The 24578-nt window shown below is 34.0% G+C and carries 22 protein-coding genes and 3 pseudogenes; 8 read left to right on the top strand and 17 right to left on the bottom strand.

Annotated features, from left to right (window positions below):
- Nucleotides 1-8: 8 nt before the first annotated feature.
- A complete protein-coding gene (locus MKX37_RS11820; RefSeq protein ID WP_002127391.1) occupies nt 9-1040 on the bottom strand; it encodes a Gfo/Idh/MocA family protein in 1032 nt (343 codons plus the stop codon).
- Between the two features lie 177 nt (nt 1041-1217).
- On the opposite strand from MKX37_RS11820, the gene MKX37_RS11815 reads away from it, so the two are divergent.
- A complete protein-coding gene (locus tag MKX37_RS11815) occupies nt 1218-2129 on the top strand; it encodes a helix-turn-helix domain-containing protein (protein WP_002127390.1) in 912 nt (303 codons plus the stop codon).
- 12 nt (nt 2130-2141) lie between these two features.
- Nucleotides 2142-2309: pseudogene (locus MKX37_RS11810) on the top strand (CPCC family cysteine-rich protein); the annotation flags it as partial.
- Nucleotides 2310-3354: 1045 nt separating this feature from the next.
- Here the strand turns inward: MKX37_RS11810 and MKX37_RS11805 are convergent.
- From MKX37_RS11805 to MKX37_RS11785, 5 genes and pseudogenes are all read right to left on the bottom strand, one after another.
- Nucleotides 3355-5169, bottom strand: coding sequence for an acyltransferase family protein (locus tag MKX37_RS11805; protein ID WP_078203981.1), 1815 nt, complete (start codon nt 5167-5169; stop codon nt 3355-3357).
- Between the two features lie 662 nt (nt 5170-5831).
- Nucleotides 5832-6347 (bottom strand): annotated as a pseudogene (locus tag MKX37_RS11800) (IS6 family transposase); the annotation flags it as partial.
- Between the two features lie 264 nt (nt 6348-6611).
- On the bottom strand, nt 6612-7313 hold the full coding sequence (locus tag MKX37_RS11795; protein ID WP_002127386.1) for a YrrS family protein: 702 nt from the start codon (nt 7311-7313) through the stop codon (nt 6612-6614).
- 238 nt (nt 7314-7551) lie between these two features.
- The gene (locus MKX37_RS11790) at nt 7552-7986 is read right to left on the bottom strand and encodes a hypothetical protein (protein ID WP_002127385.1); all 435 of its coding nucleotides are present in this window, start codon (nt 7984-7986) and stop codon (nt 7552-7554) included.
- Between the two features lie 261 nt (nt 7987-8247).
- Entirely contained in the window at nt 8248-8448 is a 201-nt protein-coding gene (locus tag MKX37_RS11785) for a hypothetical protein (RefSeq protein ID WP_033708115.1), read from the bottom strand.
- A gap of 211 nt (nt 8449-8659) precedes the next feature.
- On the opposite strand from MKX37_RS11785, the gene MKX37_RS11780 reads away from it, so the two are divergent.
- Nucleotides 8660-10060 carry a zinc dependent phospholipase C family protein gene (locus MKX37_RS11780; RefSeq protein WP_002127384.1) on the top strand — a complete coding sequence of 467 codons (1401 nt, stop codon included), beginning with the start codon at nt 8660-8662 and terminating at the stop codon, nt 10058-10060.
- A gap of 151 nt (nt 10061-10211) precedes the next feature.
- Here MKX37_RS11780 and MKX37_RS11775 read toward each other — a convergent pair.
- The 3 genes and pseudogenes from MKX37_RS11775 to MKX37_RS11765 all read right to left on the bottom strand — a co-directional run.
- A pseudogene (locus tag MKX37_RS11775) lies at nt 10212-10451 on the bottom strand (DDE-type integrase/transposase/recombinase); the annotation flags it as partial.
- A 23-nt stretch (nt 10452-10474) separates the two neighbouring features.
- On the bottom strand, nt 10475-10969 hold the full coding sequence (locus tag MKX37_RS11770) for a hypothetical protein (protein ID WP_002127382.1): 495 nt from the start codon (nt 10967-10969) through the stop codon (nt 10475-10477).
- A gap of 53 nt (nt 10970-11022) precedes the next feature.
- Nucleotides 11023-11433: a hypothetical protein gene (locus MKX37_RS11765; RefSeq protein ID WP_033731049.1), complete on the bottom strand. Its 411-nt coding sequence runs from the start codon at nt 11431-11433 to the stop codon at nt 11023-11025.
- Between the two features lie 151 nt (nt 11434-11584).
- Between MKX37_RS11765 and MKX37_RS11760 the strand changes: the two genes are divergently transcribed.
- Nucleotides 11585-11767 carry a hypothetical protein gene (locus MKX37_RS11760; protein ID WP_078422502.1) on the top strand — a complete coding sequence of 61 codons (183 nt, stop codon included), beginning with the start codon at nt 11585-11587 and terminating at the stop codon, nt 11765-11767.
- 1 nt (nt 11768) lies between these two features.
- Nucleotides 11769-12431 carry an IS6 family transposase gene (locus tag MKX37_RS11755; protein ID WP_139367934.1) on the top strand — a complete coding sequence of 221 codons (663 nt, stop codon included), beginning with the start codon at nt 11769-11771 and terminating at the stop codon, nt 12429-12431.
- Nucleotides 12432-12718: 287 nt separating this feature from the next.
- On the opposite strand, the gene MKX37_RS11745 is transcribed toward MKX37_RS11755, so the two are convergent.
- From MKX37_RS11745 to MKX37_RS11735, 3 genes are all read right to left on the bottom strand, one after another.
- A complete protein-coding gene (locus MKX37_RS11745; protein ID WP_002085563.1) occupies nt 12719-13552 on the bottom strand; it encodes a DUF3974 domain-containing protein in 834 nt (277 codons plus the stop codon).
- A gap of 24 nt (nt 13553-13576) precedes the next feature.
- Complete coding sequence (locus MKX37_RS11740) at nt 13577-14689, bottom strand: toxic anion resistance protein (RefSeq protein ID WP_002085564.1); 1113 nt, start codon at nt 14687-14689, stop codon at nt 13577-13579.
- A gap of 348 nt (nt 14690-15037) precedes the next feature.
- Nucleotides 15038-15631: an O-methyltransferase gene (locus MKX37_RS11735; protein ID WP_078422507.1), complete on the bottom strand. Its 594-nt coding sequence runs from the start codon at nt 15629-15631 to the stop codon at nt 15038-15040.
- A gap of 305 nt (nt 15632-15936) precedes the next feature.
- Between MKX37_RS11735 and MKX37_RS11730 the strand changes: the two genes are divergently transcribed.
- Complete coding sequence (locus MKX37_RS11730) at nt 15937-16095, top strand: hypothetical protein (RefSeq protein WP_002085567.1); 159 nt, start codon at nt 15937-15939, stop codon at nt 16093-16095.
- 35 nt (nt 16096-16130) lie between these two features.
- Here the strand turns inward: MKX37_RS11730 and MKX37_RS11725 are convergent, their stop codons facing one another.
- The 3 genes from MKX37_RS11725 to MKX37_RS11715 form a co-directional block, all read right to left on the bottom strand.
- On the bottom strand, nt 16131-17000 hold the full coding sequence (locus MKX37_RS11725) for a sigma-70 family RNA polymerase sigma factor (RefSeq protein ID WP_002127376.1): 870 nt from the start codon (nt 16998-17000) through the stop codon (nt 16131-16133).
- On the bottom strand, nt 16978-18288 hold the full coding sequence (locus tag MKX37_RS11720) for a phytoene desaturase family protein (protein WP_078422504.1): 1311 nt from the start codon (nt 18286-18288) through the stop codon (nt 16978-16980). Before MKX37_RS11720 ends, MKX37_RS11725 begins: the two co-directional genes overlap by 23 nt.
- Before the next feature lie 224 nt (nt 18289-18512).
- The gene (locus MKX37_RS11715) at nt 18513-20045 is read right to left on the bottom strand and encodes an SMI1/KNR4 family protein (RefSeq protein ID WP_016120195.1); all 1533 of its coding nucleotides are present in this window, start codon (nt 20043-20045) and stop codon (nt 18513-18515) included.
- A 246-nt stretch (nt 20046-20291) separates the two neighbouring features.
- Between MKX37_RS11715 and MKX37_RS11710 the strand changes: the two genes are divergently transcribed.
- On the top strand, nt 20292-20924 hold the full coding sequence (locus MKX37_RS11710; RefSeq protein ID WP_002127373.1) for a cupin domain-containing protein: 633 nt from the start codon (nt 20292-20294) through the stop codon (nt 20922-20924).
- 619 nt (nt 20925-21543) lie between these two features.
- On the opposite strand, the gene MKX37_RS11705 is transcribed toward MKX37_RS11710, so the two are convergent.
- Entirely contained in the window at nt 21544-22800 is a 1257-nt protein-coding gene (locus MKX37_RS11705; protein WP_078422505.1) for an exosporium glycoprotein BclB-related protein, read from the bottom strand.
- Nucleotides 22801-23277: 477 nt separating this feature from the next.
- On the opposite strand from MKX37_RS11705, the gene MKX37_RS11700 reads away from it, so the two are divergent.
- Nucleotides 23278-23568 carry a DUF4183 domain-containing protein gene (locus MKX37_RS11700; RefSeq protein WP_002031992.1) on the top strand — a complete coding sequence of 97 codons (291 nt, stop codon included), beginning with the start codon at nt 23278-23280 and terminating at the stop codon, nt 23566-23568.
- Between the two features lie 65 nt (nt 23569-23633).
- Here MKX37_RS11700 and MKX37_RS11695 read toward each other — a convergent pair whose 3' ends face one another.
- Nucleotides 23634-24572, bottom strand: a complete 939-nt coding sequence (locus MKX37_RS11695) for a DUF4183 domain-containing protein (RefSeq protein ID WP_341088953.1) — start codon at nt 24570-24572, stop codon at nt 23634-23636.
- Between the last annotated feature and the right edge of the window lie 6 nt (nt 24573-24578).

Genomic DNA, 24578 nt, shown 5'->3' with positions numbered 1-24578 from the left:
ACCTTTTCTCATAATGGAATTGTAACAATTTGTTTTGTTTCACTTGATTGTATGGCTGCTAAAATGACTTCTAACGATTTCATTCCTTCTACACCATTAATTAACGGCTCTTTATCAGAAAGGATAGACTCTACAAACTGCTCAATTACATGTGAATTACTTTGACCAACTGCAGCATTCGATTGAATTTTATCAAGCTCATATTTTACAACTTCACCATTTTTATATTGAAGAATGAGTGAGTAAGTTGGATCATCTTCTAAGCGAAGAGTGGCCTTTTCACCGTAAATAATTGTTGAATTATCTTCTTTGCTAACGTAAGACCAACTTGCTGCAAGTGATCCGATAATGCCACTTTCGGTTTTCAACATACATGCTGCACAATCATCTACATTCGAAAATGTTTTTGCACTCGTCTCAATAAAGGCACCAACTTCTGTCATTTCTTCATTAAGAATATACCGAATTAAATCCGCCTTATGTACACCTAAATCACCCATTGCACCAAGAAACGCTTCATCTTTTTTAAAGAACCAGCTCTCTTTTCCATCTACACTCCAATTTTCAGGACCACTATGACCAAATGCTGTACGGAAGCTATATATTTTTCCGATTTCTCCATTTTCAATCAATTGTTTTGCCTTTTGGTGAGAAGCAACAAAACGCTGGTTATGACCAATCATTAACTTTTTACCACTTTTTTCAGCAGCTTCAATCATCATTTCTGCATCTTTTTTTGACGTCGCCATTGGCTTTTCACATAGTACATGGATACCTGATTGTAAAACAGCGATAGAAATTGATGCATGTAAATTATTTGGTGTACAGACACTAACTGCATCTAACTCTTCACAATTGATAAGCTCATTATAGTCAGTGTACATATTTACACCATACTTATTGGCAATTTCCTTTGCGCGTTTTTTATTACTGTCACAAACAGCTACAACCTGTACATATGGGTTTGCTTCATATTCTGGTAAATGACGATACTGCGCGATGCTTCCACAGCCAATAACACCTACTTTTAAAATATTCACTATCATATCCTCCTTTTGCTCGATTTGAAATTATTATAGAAATTTTTTCACTGAAAAAATATGCTATATATCGTTATGTTTTTATCAAAAGTTGCCTTTTTCTATAAGAAATAAGGAAACTTACTTATCGCATTTTAATAAAGGTGTTATATTGCTAATAAGGAGGTGTAAACGTCTATGACGGAAGGAATTTGTAATAAGCTTGCTAAAGCAATTGAAGAAAAGGTTATTTATCAAAATCCATTACTATTTTTAAAGGTATGGGACATTGTTATGGAAACTTCTTATTGTGATCAAATTAAGAGTGCCCCTTGGCATTATCATGAAGAGATTGAGTTTCTAGCAATTATAGAAGGATATTTAGGTATACAAAATAAGGATAAGTATATTGTTCTTGGCCCTGGAGATGTTTTTATTTTAGGGAAATCTGAGTTGCATCGGTCACATAAACCTTCTGCAGGTTCGTTACACTACATTGTGTTTCAAGTAAATTTAAAACAACACTTTGACCGAAGCATTATACAATATTTACATTGCTTTTCAGAACAAACAAAATCCTTAAATGAGTTAAACTATATTTTTGAACAAAATGAAGTTGTGAAACATGAGGCTTATGCTCTTATTATAGAAATCTTTACAGAATCAAAAATGAGAACGAACGGATATGAAATCGCAATTAGTGCTGCCATTAAGAAATTACTTTTATTACTAGTAAGAAACGACACACATAACATATTAACTTATAGTGAACAAGACGACTTCGCTCGTTTAAAACCTGTACTTGATTATGTAGAAGATCATTTAGGAGAAAAGATAACCGTAACCAAAGCATGTGCATTAATAAATTTAAGCTATCATTATTTCATAAAATACTTTAAAAGAATTATGGGTATTTCCTTTTTAGATTATGTGAATTATAAGCGTATCAAACAAGCTGAAAGTTTATTAATAACAAGTGACCTTAGTATTACAGATGTCGGATGCGAAGTTGGAATTGCAAACATGTCACAGTTTTATAAGTTGTTTAAAAAAGAAAATAATTGTTTACCGAAAGAGTTTAAACAGCGAATACAAAGCAATAAAGAGTGAGGTAAGAACAAGAAATATACATGTTCATGCTATAGATATAAAATATTAGATGAAAAACCACCAGGTACATATGGAATTTGTGACATTTGTTTTTGGGAAGATGACGAAATTTAATTTCACAATCCTAACTTTGAAGGTGGAGCAAATGAAGAATCTTTAAGACAATGCCAAAATCATTTTCGCTAAGACTTTTCAATCTGTAAAAAGTATATTCCGTAACAATCGCTTCACGGGCATAAATAGGTGTATCATGATTAGACGTCTCCTGTATTACATATTTAGTAGATAGTAGTTTATCTTTTTTATATGAACAAAGTATTTATCATTTGAAGCTGGTGACCATAAGAACCACACCACATTCGCACCTGCTAACACTATACAGAACTTTTTTATAAAACGTTTGTCTACCTCTTGCCTTATTAGAAATTGATATGACAGAATGGGAAAGTGAAAACATCCACTACAGCAACCCACTTATTCATTACAATATCATTTACCCAAAAAACTACTCCAACAAAGCTTATAATAGCGTTTACAAAAATGAGAATAGAGGTTTCATTTGATACATCTGTACACTCTCATTATGATAATTATCCGATGCATTTACTTTTGTCCCTATTATGTAATAAGTAAAAAAGTACCCATACAATTGTGATACATATAATAATTGTATGGGTACTTTTTTACACATTCTTTATTCTGTTCTTATTGACATACACGAGATTTATACATTTCGTGGTGATACATACTGTAGCACCAAATCAAATAATTGAAAAATATTACTACGTAATTGATCTCGTTTCTCTAACTTTTTCTCTATAAATATTTCTAATTCACCATTTACCCCGAGCTATACATGAGATAAAAAGGTGTAAGAAATTAATCTACTAACCTCCTTTCGCCTTCTCTCTTACTCTCTAACAATACCCAATTCTGGTTCAAAAATAAGCCCAAAGAATTAATTAATTCCTTGGGCTTATTTTTAAAGTTAGGAAGCTACATTCTTTCTTCCTATTAATAATTTCACAGAACATGACCATCGACATGTATAGCGAAAGACACTTTTCCTAATCCATAGGATTTCAAAGCCTTCGTCTTGACTCACGTTTAGTAACAGGCATCGAAACCATTCATTATTGATGACTGCAAAAAATTTGTCTTCCTCAACCATAAATCTTTTATATTTCAATTAACTTTGCAACAGAAGTTTATAAAGCATATCAAATTATTGATTCACAGCTTTGACTACAAGTGCTGCGTATGCTTCTGCACCTACATTGGTTAAATGCACACCATCAGGTGCAAAGTAGTCTCTCTTTCCAGCACTTGCTGCATACCAATCGACTAGAGTTACATTCGGATATTTAGATGCTGTCACTTTCAATCTCTCATTCACGATTGATTCCCACGGACGTGGTACCCTCGTATTAATAAATATCATTTTACGTTCATTTCCAATTAATTCTATTAATGATACAAGTTGCTCCGTAGTAAAGGCTCCATTTGTACCTAACCCAATAATGACATAGTTTCCTAAATTTCCTTCATTCTTTAACTGTTCAACTACAGGAATCGCTTTTGACAGCTGGCGACCAATTTGTGCATCAATCCTAATATCAGGAAAAGCATTTTTTAAATATGGAGCAATATCAATCATAACGGAATCGCCTATCGCTGTAACGTTGGGAGAACTTTTAGGTTGCACAGAATTTACTTCTTTTGATTCTTCTTGATTTTTGGGCGTCTCTTGAGCTGGATTTTCCCGAATTGCAACTGGATGTTTCGCTGGTTGTGTTTGTACTGCTTCCACCTTATCTAGTTGAGGATTCTCCTTAGCCTTACTACCTTTTGATAACCCAAAAACGGCTATTGACGAAACGAATACTGCACAAATTAAAGCTAACTTAACACTTAAAGCGACATTTTGAAGCCTTAAATTCTTAAACTGAATATTTCGGAGCGCACCTTGTCGGATTGGTTTTTCAATATACTTCCATGAAATTTGCGCAATCATTATAATTAGAATAAATTGAAGAATTGCTCTTATTAGTGAAAAATCTCCAGCATTTACTTTTGGAGTCGTCAATGTAAGAATTGGATAATGCCAAAGATATATGCCATACGACCTTATTCCTATCCAACGTAAAGGTCTAAATCGTAAAAATTGAGCGATACGGCTCGCTGGATGAGCAAGATTTGCCACTAACAATGCTGTTGCAATTGATAAGAGAACCATTCCTCCATTGTATAGAAACGGATCATATTGATTCGTCTTCCAAAACATAAGCAAAATAATAATAAGAGCAGTTCCTCCCACTACATCAAGAATGAGACGCGCCTTTGGAATAATTTTATTTGCAAGCCTATTGCTTGGCCAAATTAAGGCAAGTGCCGCTCCAATAAGTAAAGAAAAGGCCCTCGTATCTGTGCCATAATAAATTCTACTCGGATCAGCTCCAGGTTCATACAAAATTGCCATCGCTAAAGCTGAAGCAACAGCTCCCAGACAAATCAATAAAATCATACGGGATTGTTTTTTTATGTGGTAAAGCCCTAAACTAATGATAAATGGCCAGACAACATAGAACTGTTCCTCAACTGCTAACGACCAAAAATGATTCAATGGAGAAAGCTGGTTAAAATTATCAAAGTACGATAATTTATGATAAATATACCACCAGTTACTAACATAAAATAACGCCGCTAATGAATCTCCACGCATTTTCTCAAGTAAAGAGCTATGAAAAATCGTAATCCAGGCCAACGTTATAACGAGCATAACAAACATTGCTGGAAGCAATCTCCTTGCCCTACTAAGCCAGAATTTCTTCAAATCAATTCTCTTATTTCTCTTCCACTCCATCGCTAGAATATCTGTAATTAAATAACCCGAGAGTACAAAAAATACAGTAACCCCTAAAAATCCTCCAGGCATCCAATTAAAATTAATATGATACAAAATAACACCTAGTATAGCTAGGCCCCTTAGACTGTCTAATCCAACCATATAACGACTATTTTTTTCAAAAGGTTTAGTCACCTACAATCACCTCTATTTCTTGGAAATTAGGTAAATAATAGTGGTATAATATGCTATTAATTTCCTAAAATCGTATAAGCTAAACTATTAAATGCACCATTTGGGAAGGCTCTTTTATTATAATTACATGCACAGTAATCAATACTTTATCATGTTATCTGTTTCTGTTGTAAAAATTTTTAAATTAGGTGTTTTTGCTCATCTCCCCGAAAAAGGGACATTTACTTAATTAAAAAGTACACTTTTTGATACGTTTTTACAGACGTATCAAGGACTGGCATTGTGAATATGATCTATAATGAATATATAAAAGATTTCCCATAAAGAAACTTTATAAAAAAAGGTCTACTCATTACGAGCAGGCTCTCTATTTTCCTCACCCAGCCTACTTTATTTTAAGCTTCGGCTGCTTCTGTAAACGTTGGTACATAAGTAGAAAATAATAAAAATAATGATACTATAAGTCCTATGATTTTCTTCATACTCGCATCTCCTTATCAATTCATTAAAAAACCTTTTAATTATATATTAAGTTTTGATACTACCGAAATAATAAAAAAAGATATGCATAATTACATATTTCTCTTATTGATAGAATGTATGGTTCTGGTGTGAAAAATGATAAGTAAAAAAGAATCAAGGATTCCTAACGGAATCACCTGTTAAGCAGTTAATCCAAACAGCCGGCTCATAAAAATATTCCGATTTTGGACAGACTGGTCCTGCAAATCAATTTGTTCTTTTTTGAGCATATGCATGGCTTCAACACCACTCAATATAGCGGCTGATGTTTTGTATGATTTAAATCCCAACATAGAACGGATTCGCTTTTTTATATAGCGATGATCTTGTTCTACTATGTTATTCAAGTACTTTTGTTGTCTAAGTTGCATACCATCAGGTATGCTTTTTTCTTTTTTCAACTGTTCGATAGCAATTGGATAAGCAGGATTCTTATCGACTGTTATAACACGAGGCTTTGAAACATGAAAAGACTGCAAAGCTTTCTTGAAAAAGCGCTTTGCAGCCTTATGATTTCTAGATTTACTCAAATAAAAGTCAATCGTGTTTCCTTCAGAATCAACGGCACGATATAAATACATCCATTGTCCTTTTATTTTTATGTATGTTTCGTCCACTCTCCATAAGTTATTCATTTGTTTGAGATGACGCCGAATTCATGCTACCGGTAAAATGATATGTGTCGTCAAGAACAAGACGCTAAACATCTGAACACGAACCTGTACGGTATGGTGATAGTACCGTAGCTCCCGAACCTATACGGTCTGTCGTGAGAGTGGTGATGACACACCGCAACCTTGCACGTCAGCGATACCAGAAATGGACTTCTCCTTTGGTAGCAATAACACCACTGATGTTAGTCAGCTTGCCCCTTTAGGGGTGGGAGTGTCAAATAATTCAAACATCATATAGAACCAAGTTTATTTTACTACTTGAACAGATACTGGTTTCCAGCCCTGATTCTCTACCCAATCAATATCAACCTTATATTTTTTATTACTTTGCTTATCTCGTACATTACCGTAGGCTTTATTTTCACCATTATTTCCAATAAAATCAAAAATCAATTGACCCTCTGGAACATCAACAGCATAAGAAATTGCTTTTTTCATCTCATTCCAATCTACTGTTCCTTCTTTAAATTGCATTGCAGGTTTTGCTCCTTGCTCTGTACCAATTGCCTTCCAAGAAGAATTAGTTTGAGAACCCTTTTCTTGAGATGCCGTTTTTTCTCCCTCTTTATTTTCATTTTCGCTCGTTTTTACCGATTTTTCTGCTTTTTGTTTCTCTTCTAACAGTGCTGCTTCTCTCTCTTCACGTTTCTTCTCTTCTAACAGTGCTGCTTCTCTCTCCTCACGTTCCTTCTCTTCTAACTGCGCTGCTTCTTTCTCTTCACGTTTCTTCTCTTCTAACTGCGCTGCTTCTTTCTCTTTATGTTTCTTCTCTTCTATCTTTGTTGCTTTCTTTTCTTGAGCAATTGCTTTCTTTGATGTATCAGAAGGGGAAAACAACTGGTATGTCACTATACCAACTGTCACTAATACCAAAGTAAATGCAATATTAAAAATCACCTTTTTACGACGATTTTGTTGTTTTTCTTGAAACCTGCTTCCTTGTCCCATTTTTTAAACCTCCGAGTTTATTTTCTCTTCTAATCTTTATGCATTATCCTTATAATTCTTAATATTTTCATTAAACAATGGAAATGAATTACAATTCCCATACAAGATTTCATATCATAATAAAATTTGTGTTGTTTCAAGCATCTGACATATGTTATTCAAAAATATTTTAATACATTAAAAATTGATAAGCATCTGTTCGTAAGAAACCTTCAATTTTATTCAAAGGTGATTCCAATTACGTCCACATTAGATCTCCTGTAGAAATCTTTTTAACAATTAAGCCCCTTCTTCCCTTATTTATAATTTTCAAATTAAACTGCCCTCTATGGTACAATAAAGATGTGTTGTTTTCTACTGGGGTATGTCGTAAAATCAAAAGGGATTTTATCTCTTTTACCTTTTTTTCAGAGTAACTTTCACCACTAGGAGACTCTATTATTCCTAATGTAATCTTTAATTCGCTTTCATCAAAAATCCAATCTTTATTAAGTTCCCTTATCTTTTGTATAAAGCTTCTTTTGGTTTTTCCTATATAGATCAATGTTTCATTCTTAGCATATACTCTAGAGATTGCAAATATTCCCTTCTTAAAAGCTTCTTCTCTATTATAAAAATCATTTAAACTATACATTCCATACCATTTAATATGTACTGTTTCTATTAACCTCACCTCATTTTTATGATAATATTATAATTTCTGAATGTTCAAATTATTACGGATACATAGCCTTGATTACTTGAATTATAAATAGTGCTTTTCAATAATACATTTTATTATTACTAATTTCAATAATGAATATGTACATATTCATTATTGAATGGCTGCAAAAAAACATGGGAATTTAATTCAAGCCCTATATCAAAATGAAAATAAAAAACACCTGTGATATACACAAAGTGATTTTCTCTTGTCAATTTATCTATTTTCTTTTTATAACTCAAACTCCTTCGAATCGTACTTTTCTAGAGTTTGCTGCAATTCATTTTTTTCATATGGAATATGTTTATCTGTCTGTACATCTTCAACATTTTCTCCACCTGCTAATAATCTCCTGTACTTAAAAGAGTGCCCTGTTAATAATAGTGTAATTATGTTTGTATGGCCCTCCTTTTGTTTGATTACTTGTATCATAAAACAAGTATCTGAAGTTGATATGTAGTCTACTTTACTGATAAAAATAACAAATAAAAAAGGAAACCTGCATGTTCGTTATAGTGATTTTCATGTTATATATACTCATATAGATTTAATAATATGCAATATTACATATTAGGTTCCTCTATCTTCATGATATTGATGTATTTATAATACTTATATCTTCATATTTAGAAAGGAATAAAAAATGAAAAAAATCACATCAACACTATGTATAGCTGGAATGACTTTAACTATTTTAGGAGTAGCTCCTCAAAGTAGTTATGCTCATCTCGATCAAATTGATTTAACTGACAATGATCCTATTACCGCTCGATGGTCTGCAGAAGCTCCGTATCATTCTGATAAAAGTACACATTTATGGATTGCAAAACAAGCTATTGAAATTATGAAAACAGAATCTAATGTTGAAGCGAATAAGCAGGCTGTGGACTTTTTAAATTATCCGCAATATAAAGATCTGTTTTCTAAAGGATTATATGATGCAGATTATAATGCAGAGTTTAACGATGGCGGAACAGGAATAGGCGGTGTTTTTAAAGGCGGATGGAAATCTCATTTTTATGATCCTGATACTAAAGAAAATTATAGAGGAGAAACAAATCCAACGGCTCTTACACAAGGCAAGAAATACTTTTATGAATCTGGAGAACATTTACGAAATAAAGACTATGAAAAAGCTTTCTATTACTTAGGAGTAGCCACGCACTACTTTACAGATGCTACCCAACCTATGCATGCAGCAAATTTTACCGCAATTGATACGAGAGCTATAAAATATCATAGCTACTTTGAAAATTATGTTACAACCATTCAAAATCAATTTGCAGTCAATACTGGAGGGAATTATAACGACTCTCTATCCACACCTGAAGAATGGATTGATTATGCAGCCCGAGTAGCTAAACCTGAAATCCAAAATATTACTAATGATAAAACATTTAAGTATTATAATAGTGGTAAGGCGCAATTGTGGCAAGAAATGGTTACCCCAGCTGTGCAGCGAAGCTTAGGAGAAGCTCAGCGCAATACAGCAGGTTTCTTAAATCTTTGGTTTAAAACTTTTACTGAAAATGTGAAAGCTCCAAGTATAGAGACCGCATTAATCTATGATATAGAAGGAAATGTCATAGAAGCAGGGAAAAACTATTATATCGTACCAAGTGAATCTCCTTATCAAGGTCTAACATTTGAATGGTATGTAGCAAATCGTTACGATTATGTTTTACTTGCAAATAATAAGGACAATGCTTTATCTGGTACACCTATAGAATTTGAATTCTACAAAGAAAATGATGCAAAGCTACACCACGGGGAAAGTATATATCTTCGCATGAAGCACTCAAATTACGATCAATTTCAATATTTAAATTGGTCTAATTATTCTAGTTGGATTCACCTTGCTCAAAAGTCTGATAGTTTAGCTGACTTTAAAATACAAATTAACCCGGATAAACCTACAGAATATAATATTTTTACAGATGACTATCCATTAAATTATAAGAATATAAATGCAGAGAAAAGTTGGATTGTACTAGGGGGAAAAACACAAAAACCTAGCTCATGGAAGTTTGTACCTTTCAGATAATCTAAACACACTCGTTCCTAATCAGAACGAGTGTGTTTTTTGTTTTGAGGTATTTACTTTTCTTAAGTTCATGGATGTAGGATCACCATACATGTCCATCAACTTAGGGGAAACAATCTTGTTCAATCCGATGGTAAATAAGGATCAAGGTTTAAGAATTAGCTAATAATTGTTGAAGTCTATTGTACGTTGAAAAGGCGGAGTCTCTTTGAAGACTTCGCCGTTGTTTATATAGGGCATGAATGGTCTCGATACCTTTTATCGTACGTGAAGCATGACGAAGATTTTGAAATCCTACCGATTTAGCAAAACGTCTCTTGACATGCCTATGATCCTGGTCAATAAGATGGCTAAAATTTTTGATTCTACAATGGAGTGTAGTTTGATAAACCGAGAGACCCTTTAGAATAGAAATCACTTTTGACACAAAACAATGATTTTATATGGTGTAGTTTGAGCTGGTATACTCATTGTTGTAAAACTATAAATAGCTATTAAATTTCGATTTACAAGATTACCTGTAAAGAATTGACCATTTGTTAATAAAATTTGAGTAGAAGGAGAAATATTTAATTTTAATTTTCCATCACTACTCTCCAACTGTTCATTAAAATAGTCTACTTTTACATTTTGATGCGGTGTATATTTTGCCATAACAGTCGCTTGAAATTGTGGTGGGAAAATAAGAGGAGCAGGAGCGTTGGCATCGTAAAACCCAGTTACTTTATCTCCTACTACTACCGTTGCATAGTCGATAAAATACGTATTTGGTTTCACTACAAAATTTATTAGATTCCCATAACCATTATCTACGGACATTAATTTATTACATCCTATATCTTCGTTTGACCCTGTTACAAAATCGTTAATCATAGTTATTGTACCATCAAATGATTGAAATTTTTTCATTCAAATACCTCTTTTGTTTATATAATTAAACCTCTATCGTTACTCTATAATTTTTAAAAACATGTAAATGAAATAATCCTTCTCGTATCAATTCCAAAAATAACCCAAAACCTACCGTTCCATCTGAAACCAGCAACAGACCTTGGTCCTACAAAAATTGGGAAATACCAAAATTGTTCACCATTACTAAGCCATATATAAGTATTTCGAAATAAACATAATGAAATTGCTCCTGGATCAACAGCAAATGGTGAAGCTGTTGATTGTTGAGGAATAAATGATGGGGGGGGAGATGTTGGAGCTTGTGAGCTTTGCTGTCCTGGAAAACTTGGTACACCCGGAAAGCCTGATACACCCGGAAAACCTGGCATTCCAGGTATACCTGGAATCTGAGGACCAGAGAATTGACGATCGAAGTATTGATCATAATTTATATAAGGATAATATATTGACTCATTATACATTTAAAAACCACCTCTTTATTTTTAAAACCCTCTAAATTATTAATATGTAATGTGGTTCGTATAGGAAGCTTATTCACTTCCTATACGAACAATATTTTAAACAGGAAAGTATACCAATACCCTTTGTTTTTCGGTATGGGGTAAAGTTAAATTGGCTGCAAGCAAGTATGCACCTGACTTAGTTGATACAACTGAGGTGGCGATTCTGGTGCAAAAACTTAAGGACAATTGCAATGAATCTATAAATCTTGGACATACTGTTACTATTACTTTAGAAAGGGTGTGTGATTGGTATGGAAAAGGAAAATGTATTCAAATGGAAGCATTAGCCTGATATTATTTTGTTAACGGTAAGATGGTACCTACGGTACAACCTTAGTTTTCGTGATTTGGTGGAAATGCTAGAAGAACGGGGTTTATCCATTTCTCATACAACGATTATGCGTTGGGTTCATCAGTATGGTCCGGAATTGGACAAACGAATCCGTCGTCACCTTAAACAAACAAATGACTCTTGGAGAGTCGATGAAACATATATCAAAGTAAAAGGTCAATGGATGTATTTGTACCGTGCTGTTGATTCGAAAGGAAACACAATTGATTTTTCCCTAAACAAAACAAGAGACCAGAAGGCTGCAAAGCGCTTTTTCAAGAAAGCTTTGCGGTCTTTTCATGTTTCAAAACCACGTGTTATAACAGTCGATAAGAACCCGGCTTATCCTATAGCAATTGAACAGTTGAAAAAAGAAAAAAGCATACCTGATGGTATGCAACTTAGACAACAAAAGTACTTGAATAACATAGTAGAACAAGATCATCGCTTTATAAAGAAGCGAGTTCGTTCTATGCTAGGGTTAAAATATTTTGAAACAGCTACATCTATTCTTTCGGGAGTAGAAGCCATGCATATGATAAAAAAAGAACAGGTTGATTTACGGGACCAGTCTATTCAAAATCAGAAAGAATTCATCCATCAATTGTTTGGACTTGCAGCATAAAATACGATTCCGTTAGGAATTTATGCACTTTATTATCTTTTATTCTATTTTTGCACCAGAACCAATTTACTTACTACTGTAAGGAAGACACAATGGGCAGAAATTTTTGTGGATAAAACAGCTTTATCTGAGGAGACTTATACGTATGTGGTGACAGCTTTAGATCGACTTCATAATGAGAGTATTTCTTCTAGTAAAGCAACTATTAAAGCAAAATAATAATAGAATCCCTTATATTAAAAAAACCGCCTTAAAGCCGAAACATTCAACTTTTAAGGCGGTTTTTTCTATTTGTTCTTAAACTTCTCTGTCGCTGCTCTCATCTTCACATTCAAATCATGATCAATGGAGTCACGAATATCACGCTCTACTACTTCCATTTCCTTTTGGAAATTTTGCAAGTATATTTTTAGTTCTTCTTCTTTTTCAGGACGTTGTGATGGTGGTAATTGTACCACTAATGATAACATCGCTGTTAAATCTTTCATTAAGAACGTTTCAAGTTTATGTTGTTGTTCAAACATGCGTTGTTCTTGATAGTACGGAAGTGCATTTAATACTGAAATTGTAATGTCATCAACCGTTCTTTGTAGTGAAGGATTAATCGAGCGTTTATATGCTTGAATTGTATTTAATGCATCTGGATATCGATCATAGAAATACAATTTATAAAACGATAAGTCTGTCGGTTTAACAGTTTGCTGTGATTCTTGTCTCAAGAAATCTTTCACTTTCATTGTTGCAATATCAATATCTTCATTCGTAAGCTTTTTCGTTGTTTTTGCCATCACATGCACTTTTTTCTGCTTTTCTTTCGGTAACATTGAGAAAACTTGCTCTCTCGTACGTTGGCCCGATGAACAGAAAAGTGTATTTAATGTATTTTGTTCTTTTTTCCCTTCTGTACGAATCCAGCGATAAAAGAGTGGGTGCTGCGTAAATTCTTGTAAAAACGGTGTTGATTTGTTCGATAATTTTTCAATAGAATCTTGCGCTCTCTTATATGGTTTCGTCCATGAAAAATAAAGTTTACGTCCGAAGTATACAACTAAAACAACGACAGTAAATGCGATTAAAAGTAATGACCCTAATAGTAATAATACTCCTTGAATGAAACTCATTTTTTCACCTCCTCAAATAATCTGTTATTTCCTTGGACGCTGAATGAGTTTCTGCTTCATCTCATCATTAAATGTGTCAAGTTCAATTACAAATTTCTTACTAGACTCAATAATACGTTCTGACGATTTCTCAGATGCTTCAATAGCGGCAAATACATTTTGGAATGATTCACGTAATTTATCCATGCTAATTGCAGGATTTTCAAGGAGTTTTGTTGTTTCTTCTGTATTTTGTTTTAATGCTTGTGAATTGCTTAATACCATTGATTCAATCGCTTCATTTGTCGCATTAACAGCATCAATTGTTTTACGTTGATTTGTTAATGCGAGCTGAATTGCAGCTGAAACCGTTATAACGTTTTGCGTCATCGTAATTGCATTACGAATTGCCTCTGATAGCTTTTCATTATTTTTCTTAATGATGTCTACAGATGCGATAGATTGTAATAATACACTTTTCGCTTGTTGCATATTACGAGTACGCACAAGTATCTTTTCTAATGCATCATTTATTAACGGAATATCCCTTTGACGTTCTGGATTTTGTTTCTCAGCTTCAAGCATACCAGCAAGTTTTCTTCCTAAGTATACTTGTTTATCAAGAGCGTGAATTTTATCGTGTGATTGCTCTTTTAACATTTCAAGACCAACCGTATCCTCTTGCAAGTTATCACGGCCAATGAGAAGTGATCTTATAATCTCCTCGATTTGCTTATCTATAGATTGATATTTATGCACGTAATTTTCAAGCGGATTTTTCTTAAACACTTTAAACATAAGTTTCTTCATACCAGTTGCTTTTAATGAGTTTGGATCAAGTTCTGATACCACTTTTCGTAATTCTAACAATGTATTTGGAATTTCTTCATTCTTTCCATTCATCATCGCTGTCACAGGACGTTTTAAAGCTGATAGCGTTTGTCCTGCCGCTTGCTGCTCTTTATCCCCTAAGTCTCCTAGCTGCGACAATACTTTTGATAAATCTGTATTTTGCTCGCTATTTAACTTTTGTACATAAAGATCTGCTTCTTTATTTAGTTCTTCAAGCTCTGCATCTTTTATTACTGTATCCACTACTACTTCTACATTATTATCTTTCACAATCGATACAGGTTCTTTTTTCTCGAGTTCAGTCAACAAAATCGCTCCTTTATTTATATGTGCGAATTTATGTGCACTATATTTCATCTAATATATCGTATTTCATATACATTTTTGCTTGCTTGAAATCGATTTTTCAAGAAATACCTGCTTATGCAGTCATTCCCTGTTTCATAGTATAAGTATACCTGTTCTCGTCATTATTTTCCTCAGACTTAAGACCTAGAGAACAACATGCTGAAGACGGATTCTTCACAGCTTACCTTACTTATCACCACTGACTATTAATTTGAAATTCCATTTAGTTACCTTCTTAAATTCATACAATGCTCTATCTTTTGACATATACTATCTTTCAATGTGATAATTATATTAGGTCCACTTCTAATTATTCTTCCGCGCAACAAATGCTCCCTTTTGAAAAGCTAATAACACGGTTTCAAACGTAACGTCTTCTTCAATCATCTTTATAAATCCAGCTAATTCCCCCGCATGAGAAGTTGCATTATCAATTACAAGAAAACCTTTTGGCTCTAAAATACGTTTTATATGTTCCCACCACCACATGTATTGCGTGCGCTCTGAATCTAGGAAAATAAAATCAAATGAACGATCTACTTGCGAATCTAAAAATGCCCCAGCCTCTTGATTATGAATACCGATTCTCTGTGTAAGATTTGCCCTTTCAAAATTTCCAAGTGCCTCTCCAACCCGTTCTGAAGAAAGTTCTACAGTTATAACATTTCCATTTGTTTCTTCTACCGCATTTGCTAGCCACAATGTAGAATAGCCATTTGAAGTTCCAATTTCTAAAATTTTTTTTGCATTGCACCCCTTTACTAATACTGATAAAAACTGCCCCATTTCACGAGAAATATTTCTTAATTTTTCTTCTCTTTTTTCTTTATGTCGATCATGCTCTTCTCCATATTGTTCAAGTTGCAATAATAATGAATCTAGAGTATTCATTTTCTCCATCGCCTTTCCAAGCAATATGATGAAAAAGTACATGATGCCCGTCTACTTTTCATTATATGCGAAATGCACACCTTTTTCCTGTTATACGACAAAGAATTAAAATTTTTTATAGCATATTGTTTCGTTTTTTGGTAAAGTTAATTTCTACGTGCAATTATTTAATTCACATTATTTTACAATCAGTTTTCAATTATAAGATAATCTAAACCCCATTTAAATGAATCGGTATTTCTAATTCAACTAAGCGCCCTTTTCGGACGCATTTTCTTTTGTTTATATATTTCTGTAAGAAAGGATGCTTACACATGAACGTGATTAACTTAGATGCTGCTAGAAGACGTAAACAGCATAAAAAACTAATGATAACTATACCGATTATTAAACGCATTTATGAAGAAGACGGGGAAATTAAATTCGAGGTAGCCGGCGAAAAAGATGTACCTCTTGAAATGTTAGAAAAATAAAAAAAAGACGCACTTCTAAAGAAATGCGTCTTTTTTTATACTGTTACATTTAAGTGCATAAGTTTTTCAGGATTAACCATCATATAAATGTTTGAAATTTTCTCATCCTCAAATATGAATGAAAGTACATACGTCACTTTATTATTTATTGTAACTATAACGCCTGGTGCACCATTTACTATTTTGAAATCAACACTATACTTTTCTGGCAATCGTTTTGCAATTCCAAAGAACAAACGTATAATTTTATCTGCAGAATAAATCGGATTAATTGCAGTTGTAACTTTACCACCACCATCTGCTTTAAATATCGCATCTGTTTTTAATACCTCTAACATGCCTTGCGTATCCCCACGCTGTAATGATGATACAAACTTTTCCACATAGGCAGCCATTTTCTTCGTACTTAATGTTGATTGCTTCGGCTTATCTAAAATACTTTTTCGTGCGCGTTGAAAGATCTTCCGGCAATTCACACTACTTTTATCAACAATTGAAGCTATTTCCTCGTAGTCATAACTGAAAACCTCTCTTAATATGAAAACAACCCTTTCTACCTCAGACAATTGTTGTAAAAGTAATAAATATGCCGTAGAAATTGATTCTTTCATTACAAATGACTCTGCTGGCTCATCAGACTCTTCCACAAATGGCTCTGGTAACCACATCCCTACATATACATTACGTTTATGCGCTGCCGAACGTAATGTATCAATTGAACGATTTGTCGCCATTTTACACAAATATGCTTTCATATTTTCTATAGATTGAACATCCTCTATATTATTTACCGCGATAAATACGTCATGAACGATATCTTCAGCGTCCATAACACTCCCAAGGATTCTATATGCTAATGAAAATAATAATGGTTGATACGCTTCATATAATTGCTCCGTTTCCATGATGAACTGCCTCACTTTCTAATTGCTTTAAAATGTGTAACGCTGCACGTTTCCCGCTTGCTACCGCAGCATCAGCTAATATTTCATCATGCCCAGCCCAATCTCCTGCAACGTAAACACCTGGCATTTCAGGTATATTAGGGCCCGGTTTTTCAACACGGTCAACATGAGGAAAATCATGTACTACCGTTATTTTCGGTAAATATTGCTTTGCAACAACTTCTCTTTTCCAATTAGGATGTAGCAATTCCATCGTATTTTCTAACTGTTCTTGATCATCATGAAAATGATTTATCTCAAGCATAGGATTATGGTACTTAATTAAACTCACTACAAGTGCTCCATCTTCACTTAATTTAGCTGCTCTTGATTGATTCGTAAAAAATATGGGTTGGTCTAACCCCAATGCAAAATGATGCAATGGATTCGGTAATCGTTTCAAACCAATATCTAACGCTGCCACAGTCACTTGTATTGATTGTTCACTCCATTTTTGCAAACTTGTTCCTTCTGCACCTTTTATTATTTTACAAGCTTCTTTAGGTGGAATCGTCACGACGACTGCATCAACTTCAAATACTTCATCATCCGAACAACGAATTTTTTGTACACCTTCACAATTTTCTACTTCCAATACATGCTTACTAGCCTGAAATTGCACCCCAACATTATTCGCTATATCTCTTAATTTTGTTATTATCGTCTCCCAGCCACCATCTACATAAAATACTCCTTTTTTCATAGAAAGCTGAATTTGCTTTAGTACTGATGATGCTAATTGCATTGTAGGAGCATATGTGTATGTCGTTGTTCGGCATAACGCATAAAACATATTTCGTACCATAGGATCCTGTATTTCTTTTTCTGCCCATACAGAAAGACTCATTTTTGGAATCATATTTATATCCAATTTCCCTAAATGAATCATAAGGCGAGAAAATTGTATTTTAGCTGACCATGAAAGTAACGGCGTTGATAAAATGGAGCGAAAATCCGTTGGGATAGTATATACGTCATCTTTCCATATTCCGTGTGCTTTCGTGGACGGCATTCCTCCCGTAAGATTCATACCAAGCTCGTTAAATGTTAAGAACGCTTCTCCTCCGCGGTATAAAGCGTGTGCTCCAAGGTTCATATATATGCCATTTTTATTTATTGTCATCGCTCTGCCACCAAAACGGCTTGATTTTTCTAATACAACAACTTTCCTTCCTTCTTTCGCTAAATATATAGATGCTGTTAACCCTGCAAGCCCCCCGCCAACAATTGCTACATCAAACTTTTTCATAATAAAATCCCTCCTTATCGTTCTACATACAAGACGAACGAATTAGGAGGGATGTGACATTCAGTTACACATAATTTATTTCTCCTAACCACTCCATTGCAGAATCAACTGTCAAACAGTGGCTTAAAACTAATTTATATTCCAGAAAGTGTTGGTGAACATTTTCAAAATAGTAACAGTGACAACTTCTACAAACAATCTTGTTTACATAATAATATTATTTTCTAATCACTTAAATGCTGGTACCAAACTTCACTTTCTTCTTCACTCATTTCTCCTATTATTTTTGAAAAATCTATTTTTCTATCAAATGAGTCTTTTAACATATGAAATTGTTCAAACGAGCCTGTAAATGTTTCTAATGACTTAGAACAACAAACCATTTCAATATTTTCAATTGTTGCTCCATCTAATTCTAATTCCTTTAGTCCTCTCATTCTACCTAATGCCGATCCATCCTTTACCTTTGTATCTTTCAACTTTATATTTTGAATTGACGTATTATGTTGAAAGCAATTTAAATTATCAATGGTACTATTTTCAAATTCAATTGTTATTAAGTCATTTAAATTTTGTAAAACAAGTAAATCCAATCCACTAACATTCTCTAAACCTAAAATATACAAATGCTTTAAAGTATCTACTTTTGAAATTGCATAGAGCTGCTCGCGATTTGAAATATGTACAGTAAGCGATTCTAACTTTTGAAACTGCGATAGTAACGAAAAATCTTGAATATTAGTCTGTGAAAAATCTAATTTTTTTAATGATGATATTTCTACAAGTGCCGATAGATTATTTATCCTCGTATTCTTTATATTCATTTCTTGTAAGTGCTGTAAATGTATGATTGGCGTTAAATCTTGCACCGGATTATTAACTAAATATAACTTCTTTAAAGAATTCATTCGTTCTAATCCTGTTAAATCTTTAATTTCATTCCCAGATAAAATTAGTTCCCTTACTTCCGTACATATATGTAATGGACTAATATCTACTAATCCCTTTCCACCTAAATATAGTCTCTTCTCTCTAATAAATTTATCCGCACGTTCAGAAGAACCCACAATGTTTTTCCATTCTCCATCTAAACTATCGTACCAATCTTTAACATTATTTTCAGACTGAAATATAAATTGAGGATGTAAAACAGGTAATTCAATATTAAATAATGCGTCTAAAAAATGTATATTGTTGTTAGCACCATAACTCCAATATAAATAGTCTTCCTCTTGGTGAATGGTGAAATTTTTATCTTTTAGCGTTTGTAAAATAAATAGTAAAAAATCTGAAATTCTATTTGCCATTACATATTTTACTTCTTCATCTCGTCCAAAATTAATAACTTGTCCCATTTCCCCCTTTTCATCCGGATCAACATCTATTCCTATATTGTTACCGCCATAATCCTTACTAATAGGTATCCATTTGTAATTCACATATGTTTCCTTAATACATTTTGCTGGTATTGAAAATGCATCAAAATTTAAAAACTCCTCTTCTTCAATTCTTTTCCATACTCTCCACTCATTCAAAACTTCATCTAAAGAGAGAAATGGCAAACCAAAAAACAATCCTGGTCCCGATTTAACTTCACCGTTATGCGTGAGATAAAGCATACGTAATTCATCTGGAAACGAAATTCCCATTTCGCTTTCGACATATTGAATTTCTTCTATTGTTGCAGGTGCATTCAAAAATGGTTTAAAGTGATTTTTCAATTCAACTTCTAACTCTTTTATAATTAGATTATTCATTTCCCACACTCCCTTTTTATTAACTAATAAAAAAGCTCCTTTAATTACATTAATTGTAATTAAAGGAGCTTTTTCTCGCAACCAAACTTATTTTATACTATTTCATCGAAATTCAATCATACTGCATATGTACTTGCAACTTTATTATTTAACGAACTAAAACCATCCTCACTTTCACATTTCAATAACTAGACTCATACCCTAATTTCAGATTGCATTAAAACATAGGAAAGGCGGGTAATACAATTGACTTCTAATATCGACTACACTTCCCCCTCAACCAATTTCACCCATGATTTAAATAAAAGTAATTTTTTTAAGAAAGATGCCAAAAATTATATAAACGTACTTGGCATTAAACAATTAAACACATTAGAAAACACTTCTTTATTAGATATATATTTAAGTACAGGTAATGTTGTAGAACCACATATCCATCAAAATGCAGCTGAACTCGTTTACTGTATTTCAGGATCTGCTGTTGTTTCTTTACTTAATCCATTTACGAATCAAATATTAAACTTACCGATAAAGCCAGGGCAAGTTGCCAACATTCCACAAGCGTGGTGGCATTATGAAATTGCTTCAGCAGATAATACTCATTTATTAGCTATATTCGATGCCCCAACCCCAGAAGTTATTTTTGGTTCTGATATTTTAAGATTAACTCCCGCTAATATGATGGCTCATACTTATTGCCTCAATGAACAACAATGGAAACAAGCAGTATCCCCAATTCAATCAACTACGGTAATTGGTCCCCCGGCGAACTGTAATCAAAACCGCGACATGATGAATCAGTCAACTCAGCCCCCTACTCAACAACAAAATCTATATTACCAAGATTCTTATTACTTCCCTCTTTACTGGGGGTATTAATTAGTATCATTTTAATAGAACCACCATTTATCTCCTCGGAAAATATCGAGGAGATTTTTTATCGTAACAATTAATAGAGTACATACATATAATATTTATATATTTAATTGGAGGTGATAGTACTATGAGTAATTATAACTATCGAAAAAACTACTCTAATAATAAAAATAGTAGCTCTTCAGCATCCTCTCAATCTTCGAACTCTCAATCTTCCGATTCCCAGTCACAAAGAGATTTAGCCGAGCAAGGCTATGTAAAGAAAAAAGGATGTAACTGTAATAAAAATAAATAGTTTATTACTAATTTGAGCAATGACATTTCACCGCTCATGATTAACAATTTAACCCACTAGAATATAGTTTATTTAATGGATGAATTCTGTTTTTAATAGAATTCATCTTTTTTGTTTATATGTAATTTTTCAAACCATATAACTTATTCCATAAACAATAAAGTGTAAATCATAAATTTTGATTTTTCTTATATACCAACTTAACAAAGAGTAACTTTTCAATTGATTTATTTCTAATTTCCCACAAAAAATATAGCCCCACCTAATAAAATTAGGTGGGGCTATATACAAATGCCTGTTTAAATTTCAAACAAACATTGTAACATGTTAGACGATATTAATACCTGCACTTACAAACCCAGCAACTGCAGCTATTGGACTTGCTGCTGTTAATGAAACATATAATAATACTTTATCCCCAGCCGCTACTGGAATAGCTTCAGCTATGATTCCTGATGCTGTAGAACCAATCGCTATTGCGGCAAATGCTGGTGTTAATAAAAGAGGTGCGCCTTGTACTGTAAACGTATTACTTGCTGCTGGTGCAGTTAATATTTGTATCTGCACTTGAACAGGTGTTAATGGAGCTAATGCAGCTGTTGCACTAAAGAAACCTGCTAATGACGTAATAACCCCTGCGCGTGGTGCTACAAATGCATAATCACCTATCCCTAACGCTAATGTGATACTTGTTCCACCCGTTAAAGCAACTCCAGGCTGACTAAATCCAAATCCAAGAAGAGTTCCTGTATTAGCTATTATCGCGTTAACTAACGCAGATGGTGTTGTACCTGAAGCAAACGGAATAATAGCTCCGCCACCAGTTGCTCCTGTTGCTCCTGTTGCTCCTGTTGCTCCTGTTGCTCCTGTTGCTCCTGTTGCTCCTGTCGCTCCTGTTGCTCCTGTTGCTCCTGTCGCTCCTGTCGCTCCTGTTGCTCCTGTCGCTCCTGTTGCTCCTGTTGCTCCTGTTGCTCCTGTCGCTCCGCCTCCTGTTGCTCCTGTCGCTCCTGTCGCTCCTGTTGCTCCTGTCGCTCCTGTTGCTCCTGTTGCTCCTGTCGCTCCGCCTCCTGTTGGACCTGTTGGACCTGTTGGACCTGTTGGACCTGTCGCCCCTGGAGTAGCATTGATTAATTGAATTAATAAATTAAAAAGAAGTTGTAAAGTTGCAGAATCAACATTTGAGTTGCAGGATATAGGGATAAGATCTAAAGCGAAGAAGAATTGTGCAAGGGCGCTATAAAATTGTTGCAATAATGTTGACAATTGTCCTAAATTAGGTGCTGGAGATTGTAATAAAACTATAATACTTTGAGTTAATTGTTTCAAAAAATTAACTTCTGGAGAAGGTAATAAGGAATTTAAGAAAATTAAAAATTGATTAAATAAATCGAGTAACGCTAATCTGTTTGCATTACTTGGATTTGCAAAAAATGCTGAAATAGCTGATACTAATGAGTTTAGTAAAGTAATTAATTGACTTAATTGTTCCCTAGTAATAGGAACTGACTGTGGATTTTTACAACAATCTGCTGAAAAAACAATTGGATTGCAGTTATTATGACCAAAACAATTATTATTTGACATTTATTTCCTCCTTACTTTTCTTATAGTTGAGTGTTTTCCTATTCTAAGAACTATAAAAGATGCGATTGTAAAAAGTAGTTGAGTTATATGTTTCTCTTAAAATAGGAAACATGAATTATAATCAAACTTGAAAACGTAATTTAATTATGCTCATGACTCACATATTAATTATATGTTTTTAATAATTGACTGCTTAGATTAAACACCTAAACTTAAGAGTTTATTTTATTTTTCCACGTTTATCTATTAGGTCCAAAAGCACATTTTCATTTAAAAATTAAAACATAAATAAATCATTAGCATATATTCTACAAGTAACAACATCATTCTTTCAACTAATTAAAAATGATACCTTTACTAATATTGTGTTCCTTCTATAATCATGAAGCCGTTTCTATTATAAAAAACTTTCATACAATATAGTGGACAAGTTATTCTATACTTCGTTCAAAAAATAATTAAAGGAGTGAAATTTAATTGCCAATTATTCAACCATTTATCGCTTCTAGAAGATTTACATCTACACTAGGAGCTGGAACAGGAACAGGTGCAGCTTTTGCAATTGCTGCAACAGCTTGTTTAAACGATGCCGGTACTACTGCAACTGCCTTTCCGACTTTTACGTATTACAACCTCTATGTAAACGGGATAATTCAACCTAGCGTGAACTCCAGTGTCACCACAGGTCCTACTGGTGCTATTACAATTCCTGGCGGAGATGTATTAGACGGTGGAATCCCAATAACAATTGAATTTATCGTCACTTAATTTTAACTAATGTAATTTAGAACAAAAAAAGACAGATTCCTTTTTCCATTAAGAATCTGTCTTTTTTAATTAATAATAATAAATTGTAGGATAATTGAAGATCCTTGTGAGGGTGGTTCATCATCTAATAAAGTTAACTGACCAGCTGTAACTTCATAAAAAGGTTGTGGTTGAAGAATTCCATTTATAAATAGATTAATATAAGAAACTTCACTTGGTGATAAGATTTGTGTTGTACCGTATTGTGCTATACCATCTGCATTAGTATATATAAGTTTTTCCCCATCTGAAAAAGTAAAATATAATAGGTTTGTTGTTGGGATTGTTCCCGGTATTCCCGTTGGGCCGGTTATTCCTGTTGCTCCTGCTACTCCCGTTACTCCCGTTATTCCTGTTGCTCCTGCTGCCCCTGTTTCTCCGGTTGCTCCTGTTGCTCCCGTTATTCCTGTTTCTCCTGCTGCCCCTGTTTCTCCGGTTGCTCCTGTTTCTCCCGTTATTCCTGTTGCTCCGGTTGCTCCTATTGCTCCGGTTGCCCCTGTTTCTCCTGTTGGGCCGGTTACTCCTGTTATTCCTGTTTCTCCTGCTGCCCCTGTTTCTCCGGTTGCTCCTGTTTCTCCGGTTGCTCCTGTTTCTCCGGTTGCTCCTGTTTCTCCGGTTGCTCCTGTTTCTCCGGTTGCTCCTGTTTCTCCGGTTGCTCCTGTTTCTCCGGTTGCTCCTGTTTCTCCGGTTGCTCCTGTTTCTCCGGTTGCTCCTGTTTCTCCGGTTGCTCCTGTTTCTCCGGTTGCTCCTGTTTCTCCGGTTGCTCCTGTTTCTCCGGTTGCTCCTGTTTCTCCGGTTGCTCCTGTTTCTCCGGTTGCTCCTGTTTCTCCTGTTTCTCCTGTCGCTCCTGTTTCTCCTGTCGCTCCGGTTGGAAAATTAATAGACGGAAGAGGTGGAAATGTAGGACCAATATTTTTAGAATCCATAACTTCCTTAGACATTGGTAATTTGTCATATCGATTCAAATTTGC

It is taken from the genome of Bacillus sp. FSL R5-0709 (assembly GCF_038004785.1).
In the GTDB taxonomy this organism is placed as follows: Bacteria; Bacillota; Bacilli; order Bacillales; family Bacillaceae_G; genus Bacillus_A; species Bacillus_A mycoides.
The sequence above is the reverse complement of the archived record's forward strand: the minus strand, read 5'-3'. Positions and strand labels throughout refer to the sequence as shown.